Source organism: Microbulbifer regidiadema (SeqCode) (genome assembly GCF_052467605.1).
This window is the reverse complement of record NZ_CP174318.1, coordinates 24,010-41,385: the sequence shown is the minus strand read 5'-3', so window position 1 is coordinate 41,385 and position 17,376 is coordinate 24,010. Positions and strand designations below refer to the sequence as shown.

At 53.1% G+C, this 17,376-nt stretch carries 14 protein-coding genes and 2 pseudogenes; 13 read left to right on the top strand and 3 right to left on the bottom strand.

The genetic code is table 11. The features are described from left to right. Positions 1-58 precede the first annotated feature (58 nt). The 6 genes and pseudogenes from ACJJIF_RS22380 (at position 59) to ACJJIF_RS22355 (ending at position 5,701) form a co-directional block, all read left to right on the top strand. Positions 59-478 (top strand): SDR family NAD(P)-dependent oxidoreductase, encoded by a 420-nt coding sequence (locus ACJJIF_RS22380; protein ID WP_444932455.1) that lies wholly within the window; start codon positions 59-61, stop codon positions 476-478. Positions 479-1,361: 883 nt separating this feature from the next. Continuing rightward, a complete protein-coding gene (locus ACJJIF_RS22375) occupies positions 1,362-1,625 on the top strand; it encodes a TonB-dependent receptor domain-containing protein (protein ID WP_444932465.1) in 264 nt (87 codons plus the stop codon). Between the two features lie 305 nt (positions 1,626-1,930). After that, a pseudogene (locus ACJJIF_RS22370) lies at positions 1,931-2,140 on the top strand (M20/M25/M40 family metallo-hydrolase); the annotation flags it as partial. A 31-nt stretch (positions 2,141-2,171) separates the two neighbouring features. Beyond that, positions 2,172-3,625, top strand: a pseudogene (gene hydA, locus ACJJIF_RS22365) (dihydropyrimidinase). Positions 3,626-3,836: 211 nt separating this feature from the next. Next, positions 3,837-5,336: an NCS1 family nucleobase:cation symporter-1 gene (locus tag ACJJIF_RS22360; RefSeq protein WP_444932454.1), complete on the top strand. Its 1,500-nt coding sequence runs from the start codon at positions 3,837-3,839 to the stop codon at positions 5,334-5,336. Between the two features lie 77 nt (positions 5,337-5,413). After that, positions 5,414-5,701: a DUF1330 domain-containing protein gene (locus ACJJIF_RS22355; RefSeq protein WP_008546710.1), complete on the top strand. Its 288-nt coding sequence runs from the start codon at positions 5,414-5,416 to the stop codon at positions 5,699-5,701. A 77-nt stretch (positions 5,702-5,778) separates the two neighbouring features. Here ACJJIF_RS22355 and ACJJIF_RS22350 read toward each other — a convergent pair whose 3' ends face one another. Both ACJJIF_RS22350 and ACJJIF_RS22345 read right to left on the bottom strand, forming a co-directional pair. Next, positions 5,779-7,413, bottom strand: coding sequence for an AMP-binding protein (locus tag ACJJIF_RS22350; RefSeq protein ID WP_444932453.1), 1,635 nt, complete (start codon positions 7,411-7,413; stop codon positions 5,779-5,781). Positions 7,414-7,472: 59 nt separating this feature from the next. Beyond that, a complete protein-coding gene (locus tag ACJJIF_RS22345; RefSeq protein WP_008546516.1) occupies positions 7,473-8,141 on the bottom strand; it encodes a TetR/AcrR family transcriptional regulator in 669 nt (222 codons plus the stop codon). A 133-nt stretch (positions 8,142-8,274) separates the two neighbouring features. Between ACJJIF_RS22345 and dctP the strand changes: the two genes are divergently transcribed. From dctP to ACJJIF_RS22315, 6 genes are all read left to right on the top strand, one after another. Continuing rightward, the gene (gene dctP / locus ACJJIF_RS22340) at positions 8,275-9,273 is read left to right on the top strand and encodes a TRAP transporter substrate-binding protein DctP (RefSeq protein WP_444932452.1); all 999 of its coding nucleotides are present in this window, start codon (positions 8,275-8,277) and stop codon (positions 9,271-9,273) included. 52 nt (positions 9,274-9,325) lie between these two features. Continuing rightward, positions 9,326-9,814, top strand: a complete 489-nt coding sequence (locus ACJJIF_RS22335; protein WP_352930610.1) for a TRAP transporter small permease — start codon at positions 9,326-9,328, stop codon at positions 9,812-9,814. Further along, entirely contained in the window at positions 9,811-11,073 is a 1,263-nt protein-coding gene (locus ACJJIF_RS22330; RefSeq protein ID WP_444932451.1) for a TRAP transporter large permease, read from the top strand. The genes ACJJIF_RS22335 and ACJJIF_RS22330 overlap by 4 nt, the downstream gene beginning before the upstream one ends. Positions 11,074-11,085: 12 nt before the next feature. Beyond that, positions 11,086-12,507, top strand: coding sequence for an amidase (locus ACJJIF_RS22325; RefSeq protein WP_444932450.1), 1,422 nt, complete (start codon positions 11,086-11,088; stop codon positions 12,505-12,507). 185 nt (positions 12,508-12,692) lie between these two features. Beyond that, complete coding sequence (locus ACJJIF_RS22320) at positions 12,693-14,063, top strand: alpha-glucosidase/alpha-galactosidase (protein ID WP_352930604.1); 1,371 nt, start codon at positions 12,693-12,695, stop codon at positions 14,061-14,063. Positions 14,064-14,182: 119 nt separating this feature from the next. Further along, positions 14,183-14,953, top strand: coding sequence for an SDR family NAD(P)-dependent oxidoreductase (locus ACJJIF_RS22315; RefSeq protein ID WP_414133931.1), 771 nt, complete (start codon positions 14,183-14,185; stop codon positions 14,951-14,953). Between the two features lie 28 nt (positions 14,954-14,981). On the opposite strand, the gene ACJJIF_RS22310 is transcribed toward ACJJIF_RS22315, so the two are convergent. Continuing rightward, positions 14,982-15,869 carry a helix-turn-helix domain-containing protein gene (locus ACJJIF_RS22310; RefSeq protein ID WP_208608690.1) on the bottom strand — a complete coding sequence of 296 codons (888 nt, stop codon included), beginning with the start codon at positions 15,867-15,869 and terminating at the stop codon, positions 14,982-14,984. Positions 15,870-16,091: 222 nt separating this feature from the next. Between ACJJIF_RS22310 and ACJJIF_RS22305 the strand changes: the two genes are divergently transcribed. Then, positions 16,092-17,189 carry an ABC transporter substrate-binding protein gene (locus ACJJIF_RS22305; RefSeq protein ID WP_444932449.1) on the top strand — a complete coding sequence of 366 codons (1,098 nt, stop codon included), beginning with the start codon at positions 16,092-16,094 and terminating at the stop codon, positions 17,187-17,189. Positions 17,190-17,376: the final 187 nt, after the last annotated feature.

Genomic DNA, 17,376 nt, shown 5'->3' with positions numbered 1-17,376 from the left:
GGGGGGTCTGGTTTTGAACTGGCCAGAATACACGCGGCTAAAGGCGGTAACTTGAGTTTTGGTCGCGCGATCTGAAGGGAAGCTCGTAGCGCTGAAACAGCAGCTGGAGAGGGAGTTTGGTATCCAGGCCATGGTCATTGCTGAAGATCTTTCTGATCCATTGTCCGCGCAGAGAATTTTTGCGCGAACACAAAGCGAGGGCGTGGAGGTGGATATCCTGATCAACAACGCGGGCTTTGGTGGTCACGGTCTCTTCCACCAGCGAAACCTGGAAGCTGAGCAGAGTATGATGCAGGTGAATATGGTTTCCCCCACCAATCTCACCCACCTGTATATCAAAGGTATGGTTGGCCGCAATAGCGGTCGTATCCTCAATATTTCATCCACCGCTTCTTTATTCCCGGCCCTTTACAGGCGGTTTACTATGCCACTAAAGCCTATGTCACTTCCTTTAGCCAAGCACTGGCCGAGGAATTGAAATGTCCTGTACTTCGTTCATATGCAAACCGATATTAATCATTACTGCGTTTGTAGTCGTCTGTGTTTTCGCATTTATCGTGAAACGCTTTCCTGGTTTGGTGCGCCGCTTCAGTAAGATATTACAGATAGCAACAAACAGGCGGTGCAGACGTCGGCGGCTCAACTGCCTACGGCGAATCCGTCCAGTTGGGCATCGTTGTTGACGCCAATGGCCAATGCCCTTACTTATGATGAAACGTGTCAGCGTCGTCACCAATATCTATGGCGATTCAGGACCGGCCTACAATCCAGATTGCTATGCAGAGGGCGCCATACCCCTCGATGTCTTATCGGCACACTCATTATGAGAAGAGGCATGCAACTGGTTTATTCAGACTTTTACATACGCTACCACCATCGCCGGGTTGGACAATGAGGGCTCGAGGCGGCCTCTGGATATGAAGACTCCACCCGTGACAAACACGCGATTGGCACAAAAATCACTGATGCAACTCAGGGTGCCAGTTTCCAATTCAACACCCTACTGGGTGCAATACGACCGCAGTTATCCCTCAACCAGCACAAAGTGCATATTACCAGAACTCCCTGACCATCGACACTCTCACTTTAACATGGGCGCCAAGCAGTTCTTTGTCGATGTTTGAAAGGGAAGATCTGTTTCAGGAGTCTTCCGATGCAAGTGTTTGGGAGCTAACTGATTCAGATATCCTGCTCTCCGCCGGTTTGATTTGGGAAACATCCCTGGAAGGGATGCAGAGCTGTTCGCAGGCTACGCTGAAAACTTTAAGGCGATGTTGGAGACACATATAAGCGGCCCGATATCAGATCTCGACGATATTCGAACCGGAAACCTTCAGAGACCACAGAGCTAGGGCTTCGCTATACCGCCCGATAATTTCTCGGCAACTGCCACCTATTTTCAAAATCATTTTGAAAACCGGATCATTTTCCTGGATAACAATACTTCCGCAGGTAATAACTATTTGATAGGTACCAATGGGACCTATTTTAATGCCGGCGGAATCGAATCTGATGGTCTGGAACTTTTCCCCTGGACTACGATTTTATCAGAAACTCTAAATCTCTATACATCCTATACCCCTGCTGGACACTACCTCATATTGGCTCAGGAAACTCAGCAGTAAGATGAAACTCAAGGAATGACCCAGGGAATGACGAATAGTCAAGGAATAGCTGATCAACTCTATAGTGATTGGCCTGGATTGGAATTCTGAAATATTTTACGGTGGCATCTCCCAGTAAGTTTACCGGAGATCGCTTTGTGACTTAGACAATAGCTGGACAGCTGACTCCTATGTCATTAAAAAAAAAAAAAAAAGTTTGACGATTCTGCTGCAAGAGCCGATGTTAACCAACAAGTATCTGGGACCCATAGAGTTGTTCGCATTTATCGTGAAACGCTTTCGCGTTTTTCGTGCGCCGCTTCAGCAACATCATCTCCGGCGCTGGCCACGATGCCTGCTGGATCAACCGTGTTGCACCAACGGCCATGATCATGTGCCCATGCGTGGATGGTCTGAGCCACAACGAAGACGAAGAGATCTCAAGAGAGTGGGCAACTGCAGGTGCCGACGTGCTGTTCCATGCAGTGCTTGAGTATGCCGAGATCGAGCAGGATACCACTGAGCCAGCCGAATAACCCTTAGATCTGAAAGAGTTGAGAGACCAAAATGTCTACAGTGATTAAAGGCGGCACGATTGTAACTGCCGATAGAACCTACAAGTCCGATGTCCTCGTGGATGGTGGCAAGATCATCGAAATCGGCGAGAACCTCTCTGGTGATGAAACGCTGGATGCCTCCGGCTGTTACGTCATGCCGGGTGGCATTGACCCGCACGTGCATCTGGAAATGCCGTTCATGGGAACGCATTCCGCAGACAACTTCGAGATCGGCACAAGAGCAGGTCTTGCGGGCGGCACCACCATGGTGGTGGACTTCTGTCTGCCTCTCCCGGCCAGTCCATGATGGAAGCACTCGCCATCTGGCAGCAAAAATCCGGCGCTGCATGCTCTGACTATTCCTACCACATGGCAGTGACCTGGTGGGGCGAGCAGGTCTTCAATGAAATGCAGGAAGTGGTCGATCGCGGCATCAACACCTTCAAACACTTCATGGCCTATAAAGGTGCACTGATGGTGGATGACGACGAAATGTTCGCATCCTTCCAGCGCTGCGCTGCTTTGGGTGCAATGCCGCTTGTGCATGCAGAAAACGGTGATGTAGTCGCCACCATGCAGCAAAAACTGCTCGCAGAAGGCAACAACGGTCCTGAAGCGCATTCCTATTCTCGCCCACCAGAAGTGGAAGGTGAAGCAGCCAACCGCGCCATCATGATTGCGGATATGGCAGGCGTACCGCTCTACATCGTGCACACCAGCTGTGAGCAGGCCCATGAAGCCATTCGTCGCGCCCGTCAGAAAGGCATGCGTGTCTATGGTGAGCCGCTCATCCAGCACCTGACACTGGATGACAGTGAGTATTCCAACCCAAGCTGGGATCATGCCGCACAGCGCGTCATGTCTCCTCCATTCCGCAACAAACAGCATCAGGACAGCCTCTGGGCTGGTTTGCAGTCTGGTTCATTGCAGGTGGTGGCAACAGACCACTGTGCCTTCACAATGGAGCAGAAGCGGTTCGGCGTCGGCGACTTCACGAAAATCCCGAACGGCACCGGCGGTTTGGAAGACCGCATGCCAATGCTCTGGTCAACTGGCGTGCGCACAGGACGCTTGACCATGAACGAGTTCGTAGCTGTCACTTCCACCAATATCGCCAAGATCCTGAATATGTATCCTAAAAAGGGTGCAATTTTGGAAGGGGCGGACGCAGACATCGTTGTCTGGGATCCAAACCGCTCAAAAACAATCACTGCAGCCAACCAGCAGTCCTGCGTTGAATACAACGTGTTTGAAGGCAGGGAAGTGGTCGGTCTGCCACGCTTCACACTCACCCGCGGCAAAGTCGCGATTGAGGAAAGCACGGTCAAGACTGAACCAGGTCACGGTGAGTTCGTTGGTCGCGAGCCAAATGCTCCGGTCGGCGCAGCTCTGTCAAAGTGGAAAGAAATCACAGCGCCGCGCAAAGTTGAGCGTCGGCCAGAATTGATGCCAGCAGGCGTATAAGCCTGACCACAAAGCGAACGGCGCATCTCCGAAAAGAGGGCACTGGCTTTCGGAACCAGATGCGCCGGGAAGCAAAAATTAGAGTGTGTCGCGGAGCTGCAAAGCGCCGCGATATGCCATCAGGCCCACGTGGGGTACGCGGGCTGGTCATTAATCGCAGCGGTATTTTTAGAGGGGATCTGCTGCTTTTAAGCTGAGGGGGTAAAACTCAATGTCGGATTCAACTCTAGGCTCAACCGGGAATGTAGTACCGGATGAGTTTGGTATTATCCATCAGGAACTTGTCGGAATTGATGCTGATCTTTACAACGAAGATCAGTTGCCAACCGCACCTGTTGCACGCACATGGAACTGGGTTTCTATTGCCGCGCTCTGGGTCGGTATGGTGGTCTGTATTCCAACCTACTTGCTCGCGTCCTATCTGATTGGCGCAGGCATGAGCTGGGATCAGGCGGTCATGACAATCCTGCTCGCCAATGCAATCGTTCTCATTCCAATGGTTCTGATCGGCCATGCAGGCACCAAGTACGGTATTCCGTTCCCGGTTCTGCTGCGCTCGTCCTTCGGTCCAGCTGGCGCGAAGTTTCCAGCTGTTGCCCGCGGTATCGTAGCTTGTGGCTGGTTCGGTATTCAGACATGGGTCGGCGGTTCCGCGATCTATGTGATCCTGAACACGCTCATGGGTGGGGGCCTTGCAGGCGACCCGCTGCCAATCCTCGGCATCAACGCAGGCCAGTTTGCCTGCTTCATGGCGTTCTGGGCACTGCATCTGTACTTCATCAAAAACGGTACAGAATCCATCCGCTGGCTGGAAACCTATGCAGCCCCATTCCTGCTAGCAATGGGTCTGGCTCTGTTGGCATGGGCCTACGTCAACGCTGGTGGTTTCGGCGCGATGCTGTCCACTCCAAGTCAGTTCGCTGAAGGTCAGCCGAAGGAAGGGCAGTTCTGGTCCGTCTTCTGGCCAAGCCTGACAGGTATGGTTGGCTTCTGGGCAACACTTGCTCTGAACATTCCTGACTTTACGCGTTATGCAAAGAGCCAGAAAGACCAGTTCATGGGACAGGCGATCGGCCTTCCAATCCCAATGGCACTGTTTGCGTTCATCGCCTCTGCTGTGACGTCCGCAACCGTGGTGATCTTCGGGGAAGCCATCTGGGATCCAATCGCATTGGCTGAGAAAATGGGCGGCATGAGCATTATCATCGCGCTGTTCGCACTCATTGTTGCAACGCTGACAACCAACCTGGCAGCAAACGTTGTGGCTCCGGCGCATGGGTTCTCCAACCTGGCACCAAAAGCCATCAACCTGCGAATGGGTGGTTACATCACCGCAGCGATCGGCCTGGTGATGTTCCCGTGGATCCTCGTGAACCATATCATCGGCTGGCTGATTGCATACTCAGCGCTGCTGGGTCCAATTGCAGGCGTGATGCTGGCAGACTACTACCTGCTGCGCAAAACCAAGCTCAACGTGGAAGATCTGTTCAAGCACAATGGCATCTATGCTGGTTCCAACGGCTGGAACTGGGCAGGCGTGCTGGCACTGATCATCGGTATCCTGCCAAACCTTCCAGGCTTCCTGGCAGGCGTCGGCCTCACTGGTCCGGCATCTCCACTGTTCGCAACCATCTACACATACGCTTGGTTCGTCGGCCTGTTCGTGGCTGGCATCGCTTATCTTGCTCTGGCAAAAATCCTGAACAAGTAACAGCGAACTAAGCTAAATAACGAGAAGAGGGGGCGGCGTATCAAGCGCCGCTTCCTCCTGTTTTAAAGGAAGAGAAAATGCCAAAAGCCTATTGGGTCGCTCACGTCACAGTCACAGATCCGGAGCCATACAAGCTCTATGCAGACGGAGCATCTGCCGCTTTTAAAAAGTACAACGCCAACGTTCTGGCGCGCGGCGGCAAGTTTGAGGATCTGGAAGGCACCAACCATCCCCGCAACGTGGTCATCGAGTTTGCCGATATGGAAACCGCGATGGCTTGCTACAACAGTGAAGAGTATCAAGCGGCCAAAAAACATCGCGAAAACGCTGGCATTGCCAACATCATCATCGTGGAAGGCGCATAACGCACATCACACCAGATGAAACGAAAAAAGCCGCAGCGATCAAACTGCGGCTCTTTTTATGTCGTCTGACAGGAAACTTACTTGTCCCGCAGCTCGCGGCGTAGGATCTTACCCACGGTGGATTTTGGCAGCTCTTCCAGAAACTCCACGTGTTTCGGCACTTTATAGGCCGCCATCGCTTTATGGCAGTATTCCTGAACCGCTTCCGGTGTCACATCCTCACTGCTGCGCACCACAAAGGCCTTCACAGCCTCACCGGTCCGCTCATCAGATGTCCCCGCAACGGCCACTTCAACCACGCCTGCGATCTCGGCAATCACGGCCTCAACCTCAGCCGGATACACGTTGAAGCCGGACACAAGCACCATGTCCTTCTTCCGGTCCACGATCTTGAAGTTGTTGCGCTTGTCCATGATCGCAATATCACCGGTGCGGAAGAAACCATCCGGGGTCATCACAGCAGCCGTTGCATCTGGCTTGCGCCAGTATCCCTGCATGATTTGCGGACCACGCGCACATAGCTCACCCGGCTGACCAAGTGGAACTTCATTGTCCTCCGCATCCAGCAGCTTAATCTCCGTCATCGGCATGGACTGGCCGACAGTCTCGGTAAACTCGGTGCTGTCAAACGGGTTCACGGAAAGGATCGGCGACGTCTCACTCAGGCCATAGCCTTCAATGATGTGATGACCGGTCACCTGTTTCCACTTATCTGAAATCGCCCGTTGAATGGCAGAGCCACCACCCATGGCGAACTTGTAGTTGCTGAAGTCCAGCTCATCAAAGCCCGGTGTATGCAAAAGGCCATTGAAGAGCGTGTTCACACCGGTAATTACGCTGAACTTCCAGTTCTTCAGCTCACCCACAAAGCCCGGCATGTCACGCGGATTGGTGATCAGAACGTTCTGTGAGCCAAGCCAGTAGAACGACAGGCAGTTCACCATCAACGCGAAGATGTGATAGAGCGGCAGCGCCGTGATCACGATCTCTTCGCCCGCCCGCATAAAGCCATCTGTCGCTGCATCAAACTGTGCAATGTTAGCCACCAGATTGCCATGGCTCAGCGCTGCACCCTTGGAAAGGCCAGTCGTACCGCCTGTATACTGCAGGTAAATCAGATCGCTTGGATTGATTTGCGGTGGCGTAAATTCCAGCTGCTCACCCTTTGCAAGAACGTCTTTGACCGTCAAACGATCCGCAAACATCTCATGCGCAGGCGGCGAGGGCATATCCACCCCAGTGGCATCTCCCACATTCGCGATCATCACATTCTTGATCGGCGTATCAGCAACCACTTCTGCCAGAGTTGGGCTGGAACCGGAGAAAATGAAGATGGTGTCCGTATCCGCATCATTCAGCTGATGCTTCAACTCGCGTGGTGTGTAGAGAGGGTTGACGTTCACCTGCACCAGTCCGGCGCGCAATATGCCGAACATGATAACCGGAAACGCCAGAATATTCGGCAGCATAATAGCGACTCGGTCGCCTTTTTTCAGGCCCAGCTCATTCTGCAAATAGGCAGCGACTGCGCGTGACTTCTCATCAACTTCTTTAAATGTAAGTGACTGACCAAAGTTGGTGAAGGCTACATTATCTGCGAAGCGGCCATTTGCCTCCTCAAATATTTCCACGACAGATCTGTAGCCATTCACGTTGATTGGCTTGGTAAATACAGTAGGTGTCCACGCTGGAGCACTAAGTGTATCAGTCATAATTCCTCCCAAAATTAAAACTTATACGAGTATACTACAAAATTCTTGGAGCTTACGCTTTAGGAATATCGGTCATCCTTCAATATCTGATGGATTTTCTCTTTTTGGCTCTCAAACTCTTTTGATGGAGTCCGCCCCAGCACGCCCATAGCGGCCAGGAAGAGCATGTCGACCATCGCTTGAGACCCAAAATGGGCAGGGCCTGCATCACGGATCGCCTGATTGGCCGTAAAGCCGGTGATCAGCTGAATCGCCTGACGCACCTGAAGCTCCCAATCTTCAAAAGGGATCTCGTCTTTATAAGGCTCACAGAGGGTCAGAATACGCTCTGCGGTGGCCAGAGTCAGCTGCTGGAATCGCTTCCAGGTTTCAGGCTCTTTGGCGGAAACTTCATGGGCAGCACGGTAAAGCCCGACATTTTCCTGAAGCAGTTGCTGGTTCAGGGCTGTGACAAAGTAAATGGTGCTCTCCAAAGACCCCAACGGGTCCTGCAAGTCCTGAATAAGGCCTTGCGCATGCTCCTCGTATATTTCAAAAAGGCGCTCGAACAACATCTCTTTGTTCTTAAATCGAAAGTAAAAATTGCCCGTTGAAGAGCCCGCGAGTTGAACGATATCTGAAACCCGCGCCCGTGCCACACCTTCCTTGGCAAAAATCGTTTTTGCAGCTTGCAGGAAATTCTGCTCCGCCTCATAGCCTCGTTTTTGTTTTGGCTTATAAGATTTCATTTTACACTCAAACTAGACGATAAGTTCTGTTTTTGATAATGAGAATAGAGTTGCCAAACTATAGCATCTCTCAGGTTGGGGCCACCGATAATAGCAGAATGCATGTGTGATTTGGGAACATATAGGGGGGACGATGAAAATACATGGTTTATTGCTGGGTGCTGCCGCATCTATCGTTGCGTCAGTTGGGGGCGCTGAAGCCGCAAAAGAACTGAAGTTTGCAACAAGTGCACCTCTGGGTACCCCTTGGGTAAAACATGTTGATGCCATCGCCGAAAAGATCAGCACAAACTCTGAAGGTGAAATAAGCGCGAAATTATTTCATGCAGGCCAGCTCGGCACTGAACCTGTGATGGTTCAAAAAACCATTCGCGGACGCATTGATATTCTCGGCTCTTCCATGACTGCGTTTTCAACTGTGGTGCCTGAAATGGCCCTCATGGGCGTCCCGTTCCTGTGGGACAGCTACGCCCAGATCGATTGTGCTATGGACAAGCACCTCACAACTGTTTTTGAGCCACTTTTTGAAAAGAAAGGCCTGAAGTTCCTCCAGTGGAATGAACTCGGTTGGATCCACGCATTCGGGACCAAACCACTGGTCACGCTGGACGATGTCAAAGGCGTCAAAGTGCGTGCAGCTCCTGCAAAATACTCCGCCAACTTCTGGCAAGGCATGGGCGCCAACGGGGTCGTGTTGCCATTAGCGGAAACCCCATCTGCCATCCAGACCGGAATGGTAGAAGGCGGAACGCTGCCAGCCATGACCTATGTGGCCATGGGCATGGGCAAACTGGCGCCCCATCTCACTCTTTCCGCCCACCTGCATCAGTCTGGCGCGCTCGTCATGAGCATGCGCACCTGGAAGAAGCTGAGTGCAACGGAGCAGGAGAGCATCACCAGCGCACTGGTGCCTGTTCAGGGCTTGCGGGATGAAGTGCGGAACATGGCAGATGGCATGGTCGCTGGTTTTCAGGAAAACGGTGGTCACGTCCATAAGCTGTCATCGGAACAGCGCGAAGCGTGGAAGACAGCCGTTGTGCCACTGCGAGAGCAGCTGGTCAGCTCAATTGGTGGTCAGGCAGAAGAAATCTGGCCGAAAATTCTGGAGGCAAGACAAGCCTGCACACTCTGATCTGAACCAGAAAGGAAGAGCCCATCCGTTTTAAGGGCTCTTTTCATTTTGCATGAAGCGATTTTTCCATCTGCTCTACCGCTTTGAAGCGACCTTTGCGGCACTGGCCTACATCATTGTTGTGGTGGCCATGCTGGCAGATGTGGTTGCGCGCGAGTTCTTTGAGACCTCGTTGATGCACAGCAGCAAAATCGCTTTGTTCTCCGCCATTTTCGCAGGCATGCTTGGCCTCGGTCTGGCAACGTCCTCCGGCACCCACATCCGCCCCAAGTTCACTGACAATGTGCTGCCACAAGCATGGCAGGCCCTGCTGCAAAGACTGGGAGATGTTTTGAGCGGATGTCTCTTCCTGCTTGCTGGCTACATCTCTTTTGAGCTTGTACGCTCGTCCTATGAGATTGGCTTTCTCGTGCCCGTTGTGGATTGGCCACTGTGGTGGTTCCAAACCATCATGCCCTACGCCTTCTGTTCCAATGCGCTCCGCCATTTCGGCTTTGCCGTGATGCCCTCGTTGAAACCAGCGGAGGCTGATCTGGAATGAGCACCGCTGTCCTTCTCACACTCGCTGTCATCCTCATGCTGGTCTTGCGCCAGAACCTGATCGTGATCCTGATGGTTCTGGGCGGTGCTGTGCAGCTGCTTTACAGCGACGGCGAGCTGATGTTCATGGCAGAGGACTTCTGGGCGGCACTGGACCGCGAGGCGCTGCTCTCAATCCCGGTCTTCCTGCTCTGCGGGTCCATCATGAGCCGCGGTGCCATCGCAGAGCGTCTTGTAAACGTGCTAAAGCAGCTCACCGGCTCGCTGTCCGGTGGCCTTGGTGTGGCAACCATCCTGTCTTGCGCGTTCTTCGCAGCGATTTCCGGCTCTTCAATGGTCACACTGCTGGCCGTGGGCACCGTCCTTTATCCGGCACTGAAAGAGCAGGGCTACTCAACCCCATACGCCCTTGGAGCGCTCTCCAGCGCAGGCACATTGGGTGTCGTCATTCCGCCAAGCATTCCGATGATCATCTACGGACTGGTCACGGAAACATCGATCACCGACATGTTCCTGGCCGGGATTGTTCCAGGTTTGCTGCTCACACTCATTCTGGCCTCTTATTCCGCATGGGTGAACAGAACCATACCGCGCATCGGCTTTGATCTGGCAGACGCAGGCACAGCCATTTCCAATGGCATCTGGTCATTGCTCATGCCCGTCATCCTGCTCGGTGGCATCTACTCCGGTTATTTCACCGCAACTGAAAGCGCGGCCATTGCACTGGCATATGCGCTTGCTGTTGAGCTGTTCATCTACAAGGAGTTGACGCTGTCGCAGCTTTGGGATGCTGTCATTCACACCACCCAGTTGCTCGGCGGCTTGCTGCCCATCGTTGCCATCGCCGCAACCCTGAACATGGTGCTGACCACCGAGCAGGTGCCGGGCCAGCTGGCAGATTGGTTGTCTGCCCATGTTGAGGAGAAGTGGCTCTTCCTGATTGGCCTCAACATTCTGCTTCTGCTGGTTGGTTTCTTTATGGAAATCATCTCAGCACTGCTGATCATGGCGCCGATCCTGCTGCCCGTTGCCGTCGCTTACGGCATTGATCCGGTGCATCTGGGCATCATCATGATCATCAATCTGGAGATTGGTCTGCTCACGCCGCCCGTCGGCATCAACCTTGTGGTGGCCTCGCAAGCCTTCAAGGAAAGCTTCTGGACAGTCACCAGATCTATCGTGCCCTTTGTCCTGCTTATGCTCATCGTCTTGCTGCTCGTCACTTTCCTGCCAGAACTCTCCCTGATCTTCGTTAGCTGAGGAACCTGTAAAATGACCGACAACATCTTCAAACTGACAGCTACCGAAGTCGCAGCCGCGATCCGCAACCGCCAGATTTCCAGCGCTGAGGTGATTGACCAGCATCTGGCCCGCATAGATGAAAAAGCTCATCTGAATGCAGTGACCACCCGATATGACGATAAGGCCCGCAAAGCAGCTGAACTGGCAGATCAGGCTGTTGAACGCGGTGATGAACTCGGCCCGCTCCACGGGGTGCCCGTGACCATCAAGGAAAATGTTGATCAGGAAGGCGCCTCAACCAACAACGGTGTCAAAGCCTTCGCAGGCCTGATTGCCAAACAGGATGCACCTCTGGTCGAGCGCCTGAAACGGGCAGGGGCCATCCCCATTGGCCGCACCAACACGCCGGAAATGTCGTGGCGCTTCCATACAGACAACGTCCTGTTCGGCCAGACACTGAACCCGTGGAACCCGGCCCTTACTCCGGGCGGCTCAAGCGGAGGAGCAGGCAGCTCTCTGGCTGCGGGCATCGGCTACATCGCCCACGGCTCAGACCTTTCCGGCTCCATCCGCCTGCCAGCCTTTTGCTGCGGTGTCCTCGGCCTGCGCCCATCCCATGGCCGCATACCGTTTTACAACGCCACCAGCCCAGCAGAGCGCCCCATGACCATCCAGCTGTCATCCGCCCAGGGCCCACTCGCACGGTCCGTCGATGATCTCAAACTCGCCTACGATGTCATGCGCGGTTATTCCGATCTGGATACGTGGTCTCTGCCAGACATGGACGAGGATAAGTCCTATCCCAACACCGTCGCACTCATCACACCACCTGATGCCGATCCGAAAATCAACGAGGTGCTGAAACAGGCCGCAGAGGTGCTGGCGCAGCGGGGATACAAGGTGGAGAACACCTCGATCGACTTCATTCAGGAGGCCTTCGATCGCTACTCCTCTTTGCTGATCACCGAAGTGGCGCTGCAAAAAGAGACAATCATCGACAAGTTCGCCTCAGAACAGCTGCGCACCGTATTTGAGTACTATACACAATTAGCCCCACCCATGGACTATCACGGCTATGCGCGCGCTTTGGCCTCCAGATCCCACTACCACCGCCTGATTGACCAATTTCAACGCAAATATCCCGTAATCATCGCACCCGTTTGCACAAAAAACGCATTTGAGGCAGGCGCCGACGTTAAATCGGTTGAGAGCCTTGAAGAGATAATAAAAACAACCACTTACCTCGGATCGATGAACTTCCTCGACCTGCCGTCCATGAGCATCCCAAGCAAAGAGAAACACGAGGGTGTTCCAATCGGCATCCAGCTCATTGGCCCGCGTTACGGCGAAGAGCATTTATTCAAAACTGCTAAAGTACTGGAGCAAAACGGCTTTATCTCTTCACAGCTGGCAGGTGAAGACGCTGCGTCAAGCATGGCCGATACTGCGTAACTTCCCTCATTTGCCGTGGTTTCCGGAAATTTAGAATAGAAAACGGGAAGAAATAGACGCCGCCGCCCCATAGGTTTTGCTCAAAGGTGAGCTGCAGGACGTTCGTCTCAAGGCTTTCCGGTTATCCCCTCAAGAACTATGCAACCTGAAGCGCTGGCGAGCCCTTCGGGAAATGGGAGAAAAGCATGGCCCGAAACCCCAAAATTACCTTTGTTGGTGCCGGTTCGACCACCTTCATGAAGAACATTATCGGCGATATCCTGCAGCGTCCGGCGCTGTCTGGAGCACACGTTGCTCTCATGGATATCAACGAAGAGCGCCTTGGTGAATCTGAAATTGTTGCCCGCAAACTGATTGCGACACTGGGAGTGAGCGCAACTGTTTCAACCCACACCAACCAGATGGAAGCTCTTGATTCCGCTGACTTTGTTGTGGTCGCCTTCCAGATCGGCGGCTACGAGCCGTGCACCGTCACCGACTTCGAAATTCCAAAGAAATACGGCCTGCGCCAGACCATCGCCGACACCCTCGGCATCGGCGGCATCATGCGCGGCCTGCGCACCGTTCCGCACCTCTGGAGCATCTGCGAAGATATGCTCAAGGTTTGCCCGGAAGCGGTCATGCTGCAATACGTGAACCCAATGGCGATCAATACCTGGGCCATCGCGCAAAAGTACCCACAAATCAAACAGGTAGGCCTCTGTCACTCTGTTCAGGGTACGGTGAAAGAACTGGCCCACGACCTTGATCTGGATCCTGCAAATATCCGCTATAGATGTGCAGGTATCAATCACATGGCGTTCTACCTGTATCTGGAAGAGATCAAGGAAGACGGCACTTTCGAAGACCTCTACCCACGTCTGATGGAAGGCTATCGTGAAGGTCGCTATCCGAAGCCATCCACCTGGAATCCGCGCTGTCAGAACGTCGTGCGCTACGAAATGCTCACCCGTCTCGGTCACTTCGTGACTGAAAGCTCAGAGCATTTTTCCGAGTATGTTCCGTGGTTTATCAAGCGCGACCGTCCTGATCTTCTGGAGAAATACTCCATTCCGCTCGATGAATATCCAGTCCGCTGCGTCGAGCAGATCGAACGCTGGAAGTCTCAGGTGGAAGACTACAAGAACGCCGAGAGCATCGAAGTGGAGCGCAGTCAAGAGTACGCCTCCACCATCATGAACTCCATCTGGACGGGCGAACCATCCGTAATCTACGGAAACGTCCAGAACAAAGGCTACATCACCTCGCTGCCTCAAGATTGCGCGGTGGAAGTGCCTTGCCTTGTTGATCGCAACGGTATTCAGCCAACGCATATCGGCAAACTGCCTGCACAGCTGGCCGCACTTATGCGCACCAACATCGGCCCGCAGGAGCTTACAGTTGAAGCTCTCATGACCGAGAACCGCGAGCATATCTACCACGCAGCCATGCTGGATCCGCACACCGCAGCGGAGCTGGATCTGGAGCAGATCTGGGCAATGGTGGACGAGCTTCTGGAAGCGCACAAGGACTGGTTGCCAGCATGGACGCAGAAGCAAGTGCTTGAAACTGCGTAAAAAGAACCTGTGCTTGTTAGAGTAATGCGATGACATAAGCGGTTGTCTGGAACGAGGCAGCCGCTTATGTATATTCTGATATATCAAAGAAGAGTGCCAAGCACTCCCTGGGGGAACAAATGTCTGGGAATGTCACCTTTCATGATCTGAAGGACGCAAGTGTATTCATCACGGGCGGCGGAGCAGGGATCGGCGCAAGCCTCACTGACGGCTTCATGCAACAGGGCGCCAAAGTCGCTTTCGTGCAGCGCTCTGATGCCTCCGAGTTTGCCGAGCAGATGAAGGAAAAGCACGGCGTCGCACCTTTGTTCATCAAGTGTGATGTCACCGATGTTGATGCACTGCAGGCTGCCATCAAACAGGCTGAAGAAGCTCATGGTCCAGTCACTGTGCTGGTCAACAATGCTGCAAACGATACCCGCCACAGTCTGGAAGAGTTCACGCAAGATCAATGGGATGCATCCATGAACGTGAACCTGCGCCCGCACTTCTTCACCGCTCAGGCAGCTGCAGCTGGTATGAAAGCAGCAGGTGGTGGATCAATCATCAACTTCTCCTCCATCTCCTACATGATGGGCAACGCAGGCTATCCGGCCTACGAGACCTCCAAAGCAGCAATCACCGGCCTGACCCGCGCACTGGCCCGAGAGCTGGGGCCAGACAACATCCGCGTCAACGCTTTGATGCCAGGTTGGGTACTCACACAGCGCCAGAAAGACCTCTGGGCAACGCCAGAAGACCTGAAAGCGCATCTGGGTCGTCAGTGCCTGAAGGAACATCTGGAACCAGACGATATCATTGATGCAACGCTGTTTTTGGCGTCCAAAGCCAGCCGCATGATGACCAGTCAGGCACTTGTGATTGATGGCGGTGTCGTCGTCACTGGCTAAAAGCAAAGAGCGGGTGGGAAACTGCCCGCTATATTTTTCCGATGTTCCGCGCCTGCTTGCGAAAAGCCGCTGGGGACGTGCTGAAGTGGTTCTGAAACGCCTCATAAAAGCTTGAAAGCGAACGGAAACCGGAGTCCATGGCAATGGACAAGATCTTCATTTCAGACTCTGCAAGCAACATGCGCGCATGAGAAAGCCGCACGCGTGTCAGATGCTCCTTGATAGGCAACCCCACGATCCGCTTAAACAGCGTCATCGCATGACTTGGCGATAAGCCAACAAATTCAGCAACATCGGTGACGGAAATATCGGAGGTGTGGTTCTCGGAAATGAACCGCAACATCTCTTCCACATGCAACATGGACTTTCCGCGCCCCACCACCGTGCTTGACTGACGGTAGTCATGATGCAGCGTGTTCCAGCCATCCAGTGCCAACCTGGTAAAGCGCGATGAGATCTCACTCAACACCAGCTTGCGCCAGTTGATGTCATCTCTTTTGAACTCGTTTGCCCAGTGTCCAAAGCGAACAGCATCAATCGGGCAGGGCGCCTTGTTGCAAATCACATCTCCGGAAATGAGCGCATCTGTGATGCGTGTTGGCAGCCCCCACTGCAAGATTTGTGCAAAGGAGATGTAAAGGTTGACCATATCACCATCACCGCGCACATCCACAACACCGTGCGGCGCAGCCCCCCAGAAACAAATCATGTAACCGGGATGTACCGTCACATGACTTCCCGAGAAGGAATAGTCCATTTCACAGTTGATCAGGAAATTGACTTCAATAGAAGCATGATGATGGTATGGTCTTTTGGAGAATACATGAGGTTTATGACGCATAATTAAGAAATTATCTGTCGAGGGGATAACGCTCTGGTCCAGATATTGGCGATATAGATCGTCGCTAATACTCAATTATACATCCTCCTCTTACGTCAATATTCAAAGAGCCTAATGAATTGATATTTATACGAGAGTTCGGCTCTCTGTATTCTCCCATGTGTATAGTATAGAGAAATACGCAGTTTAAAAGCATCTACGAAGAAAATCGGAATTTTTGAGTAGAAAGCCGGAGGAAAATGAACTGCACCGGTGGCCATGATGGTGTTGGGAGTAACGTAAAAGGGGGAGGAATTGATGTCTTCAACAAACCTTGTGTCTAAAATTTGCTTAGCTGCAGGCGTAAGCCTCTGCGCTGTCATGGCAAGTTCGGCACTGGCCGATAAGATGCCGGTTGAGCAGTCCATGTCCACACTGGAATATGAGCTGCTGTCGCGCGGTGATCTGTGGACCTACAAAAAGCTGGATGGGTACAGCGAAGCACCATTCCTGAATGAACTGGTCAAAGCAGGTAAGCTGCCACCAGTTGAAGAGCGCTTGCCAGCAGAACCTCTTGTCATGAAAACCATGGCAATGTCCGACGGTATCGGCGTTTACGGCGGCGTATTCCGCCATGTGATCGGCGGTCGTCCGGAAGGCTGGAACTGGCTCGCTGGTCAGCATCAGGGCTGGGGCGGCATTAACATGGCCGTTCAGGAATGTCTGGTCCGCAACGGCCCGCTCTGGCAGGTTAAGGCAGAAGAACAGTCTGGTCCGCTGCCAAATCTGGCTAAAAGCTGGGAGTGGAGCGAAGACAAGACCGAGCTGACCATGCATCTGGTTGAAGGCGTCAAATGGTCAGATGGTGATCCGTTTGATACAGAAGACATCCGCTTCTGGTGGGAAGACAACGTTCTGGATGAAAACGTTGCATCCCGTTTGCCAAAAGGCGGTCTCGGCGATGGCACCACTCTTGAAGTGATTGATGCTTACACATTCAAGTTCACCTTCACCAAGCCGCAAGGCCCGGAAATCCTGAAATCTCTGGCTTACATTCAGGGCTGCCCTGGACCTGCACACGCTTTGAAAGCAAAGCATCCGAAGTACAACAAGGATGCATCCTACGAAGAATATCGCAACGCAATGCCAGCTGATGCGGTGCCACCAGCCGTGCTGGGCGCTTGGGTGCCAGTGCGCCACAAAGCCGATGAACTGGTCATTCTGCGCCGCAATCCGTTCTACTGGAAAACGGATGAAGCCGGCAATCAGCTGCCATACCTGAACGAGATGCACTTCAAGCTGACCACATGGTCAGACCGCACCACACAGGCGGTGGCGGGTACCGGCGACTTCTCCAACATGGAAAATCCGGGCAACTACGTGGAATCTGTGCCTGTACTTCGTTCAGTTGTGTAAACTTTTCGGTGTCCATGCTATTGCCAGGGTTTGTGTAACCTTGTTCGCATTTATCGTGAAACGCTTTCGCGTTTTTCGTGCGCCGCTTTCACTGGTGGTTGCACCACAGGCTTGGGCAACGGATAAGCCCTTCTGCGACCTCACGAAACTGTGAGAGATTTCCAGAGCAACTATCGGATTTTCCTGA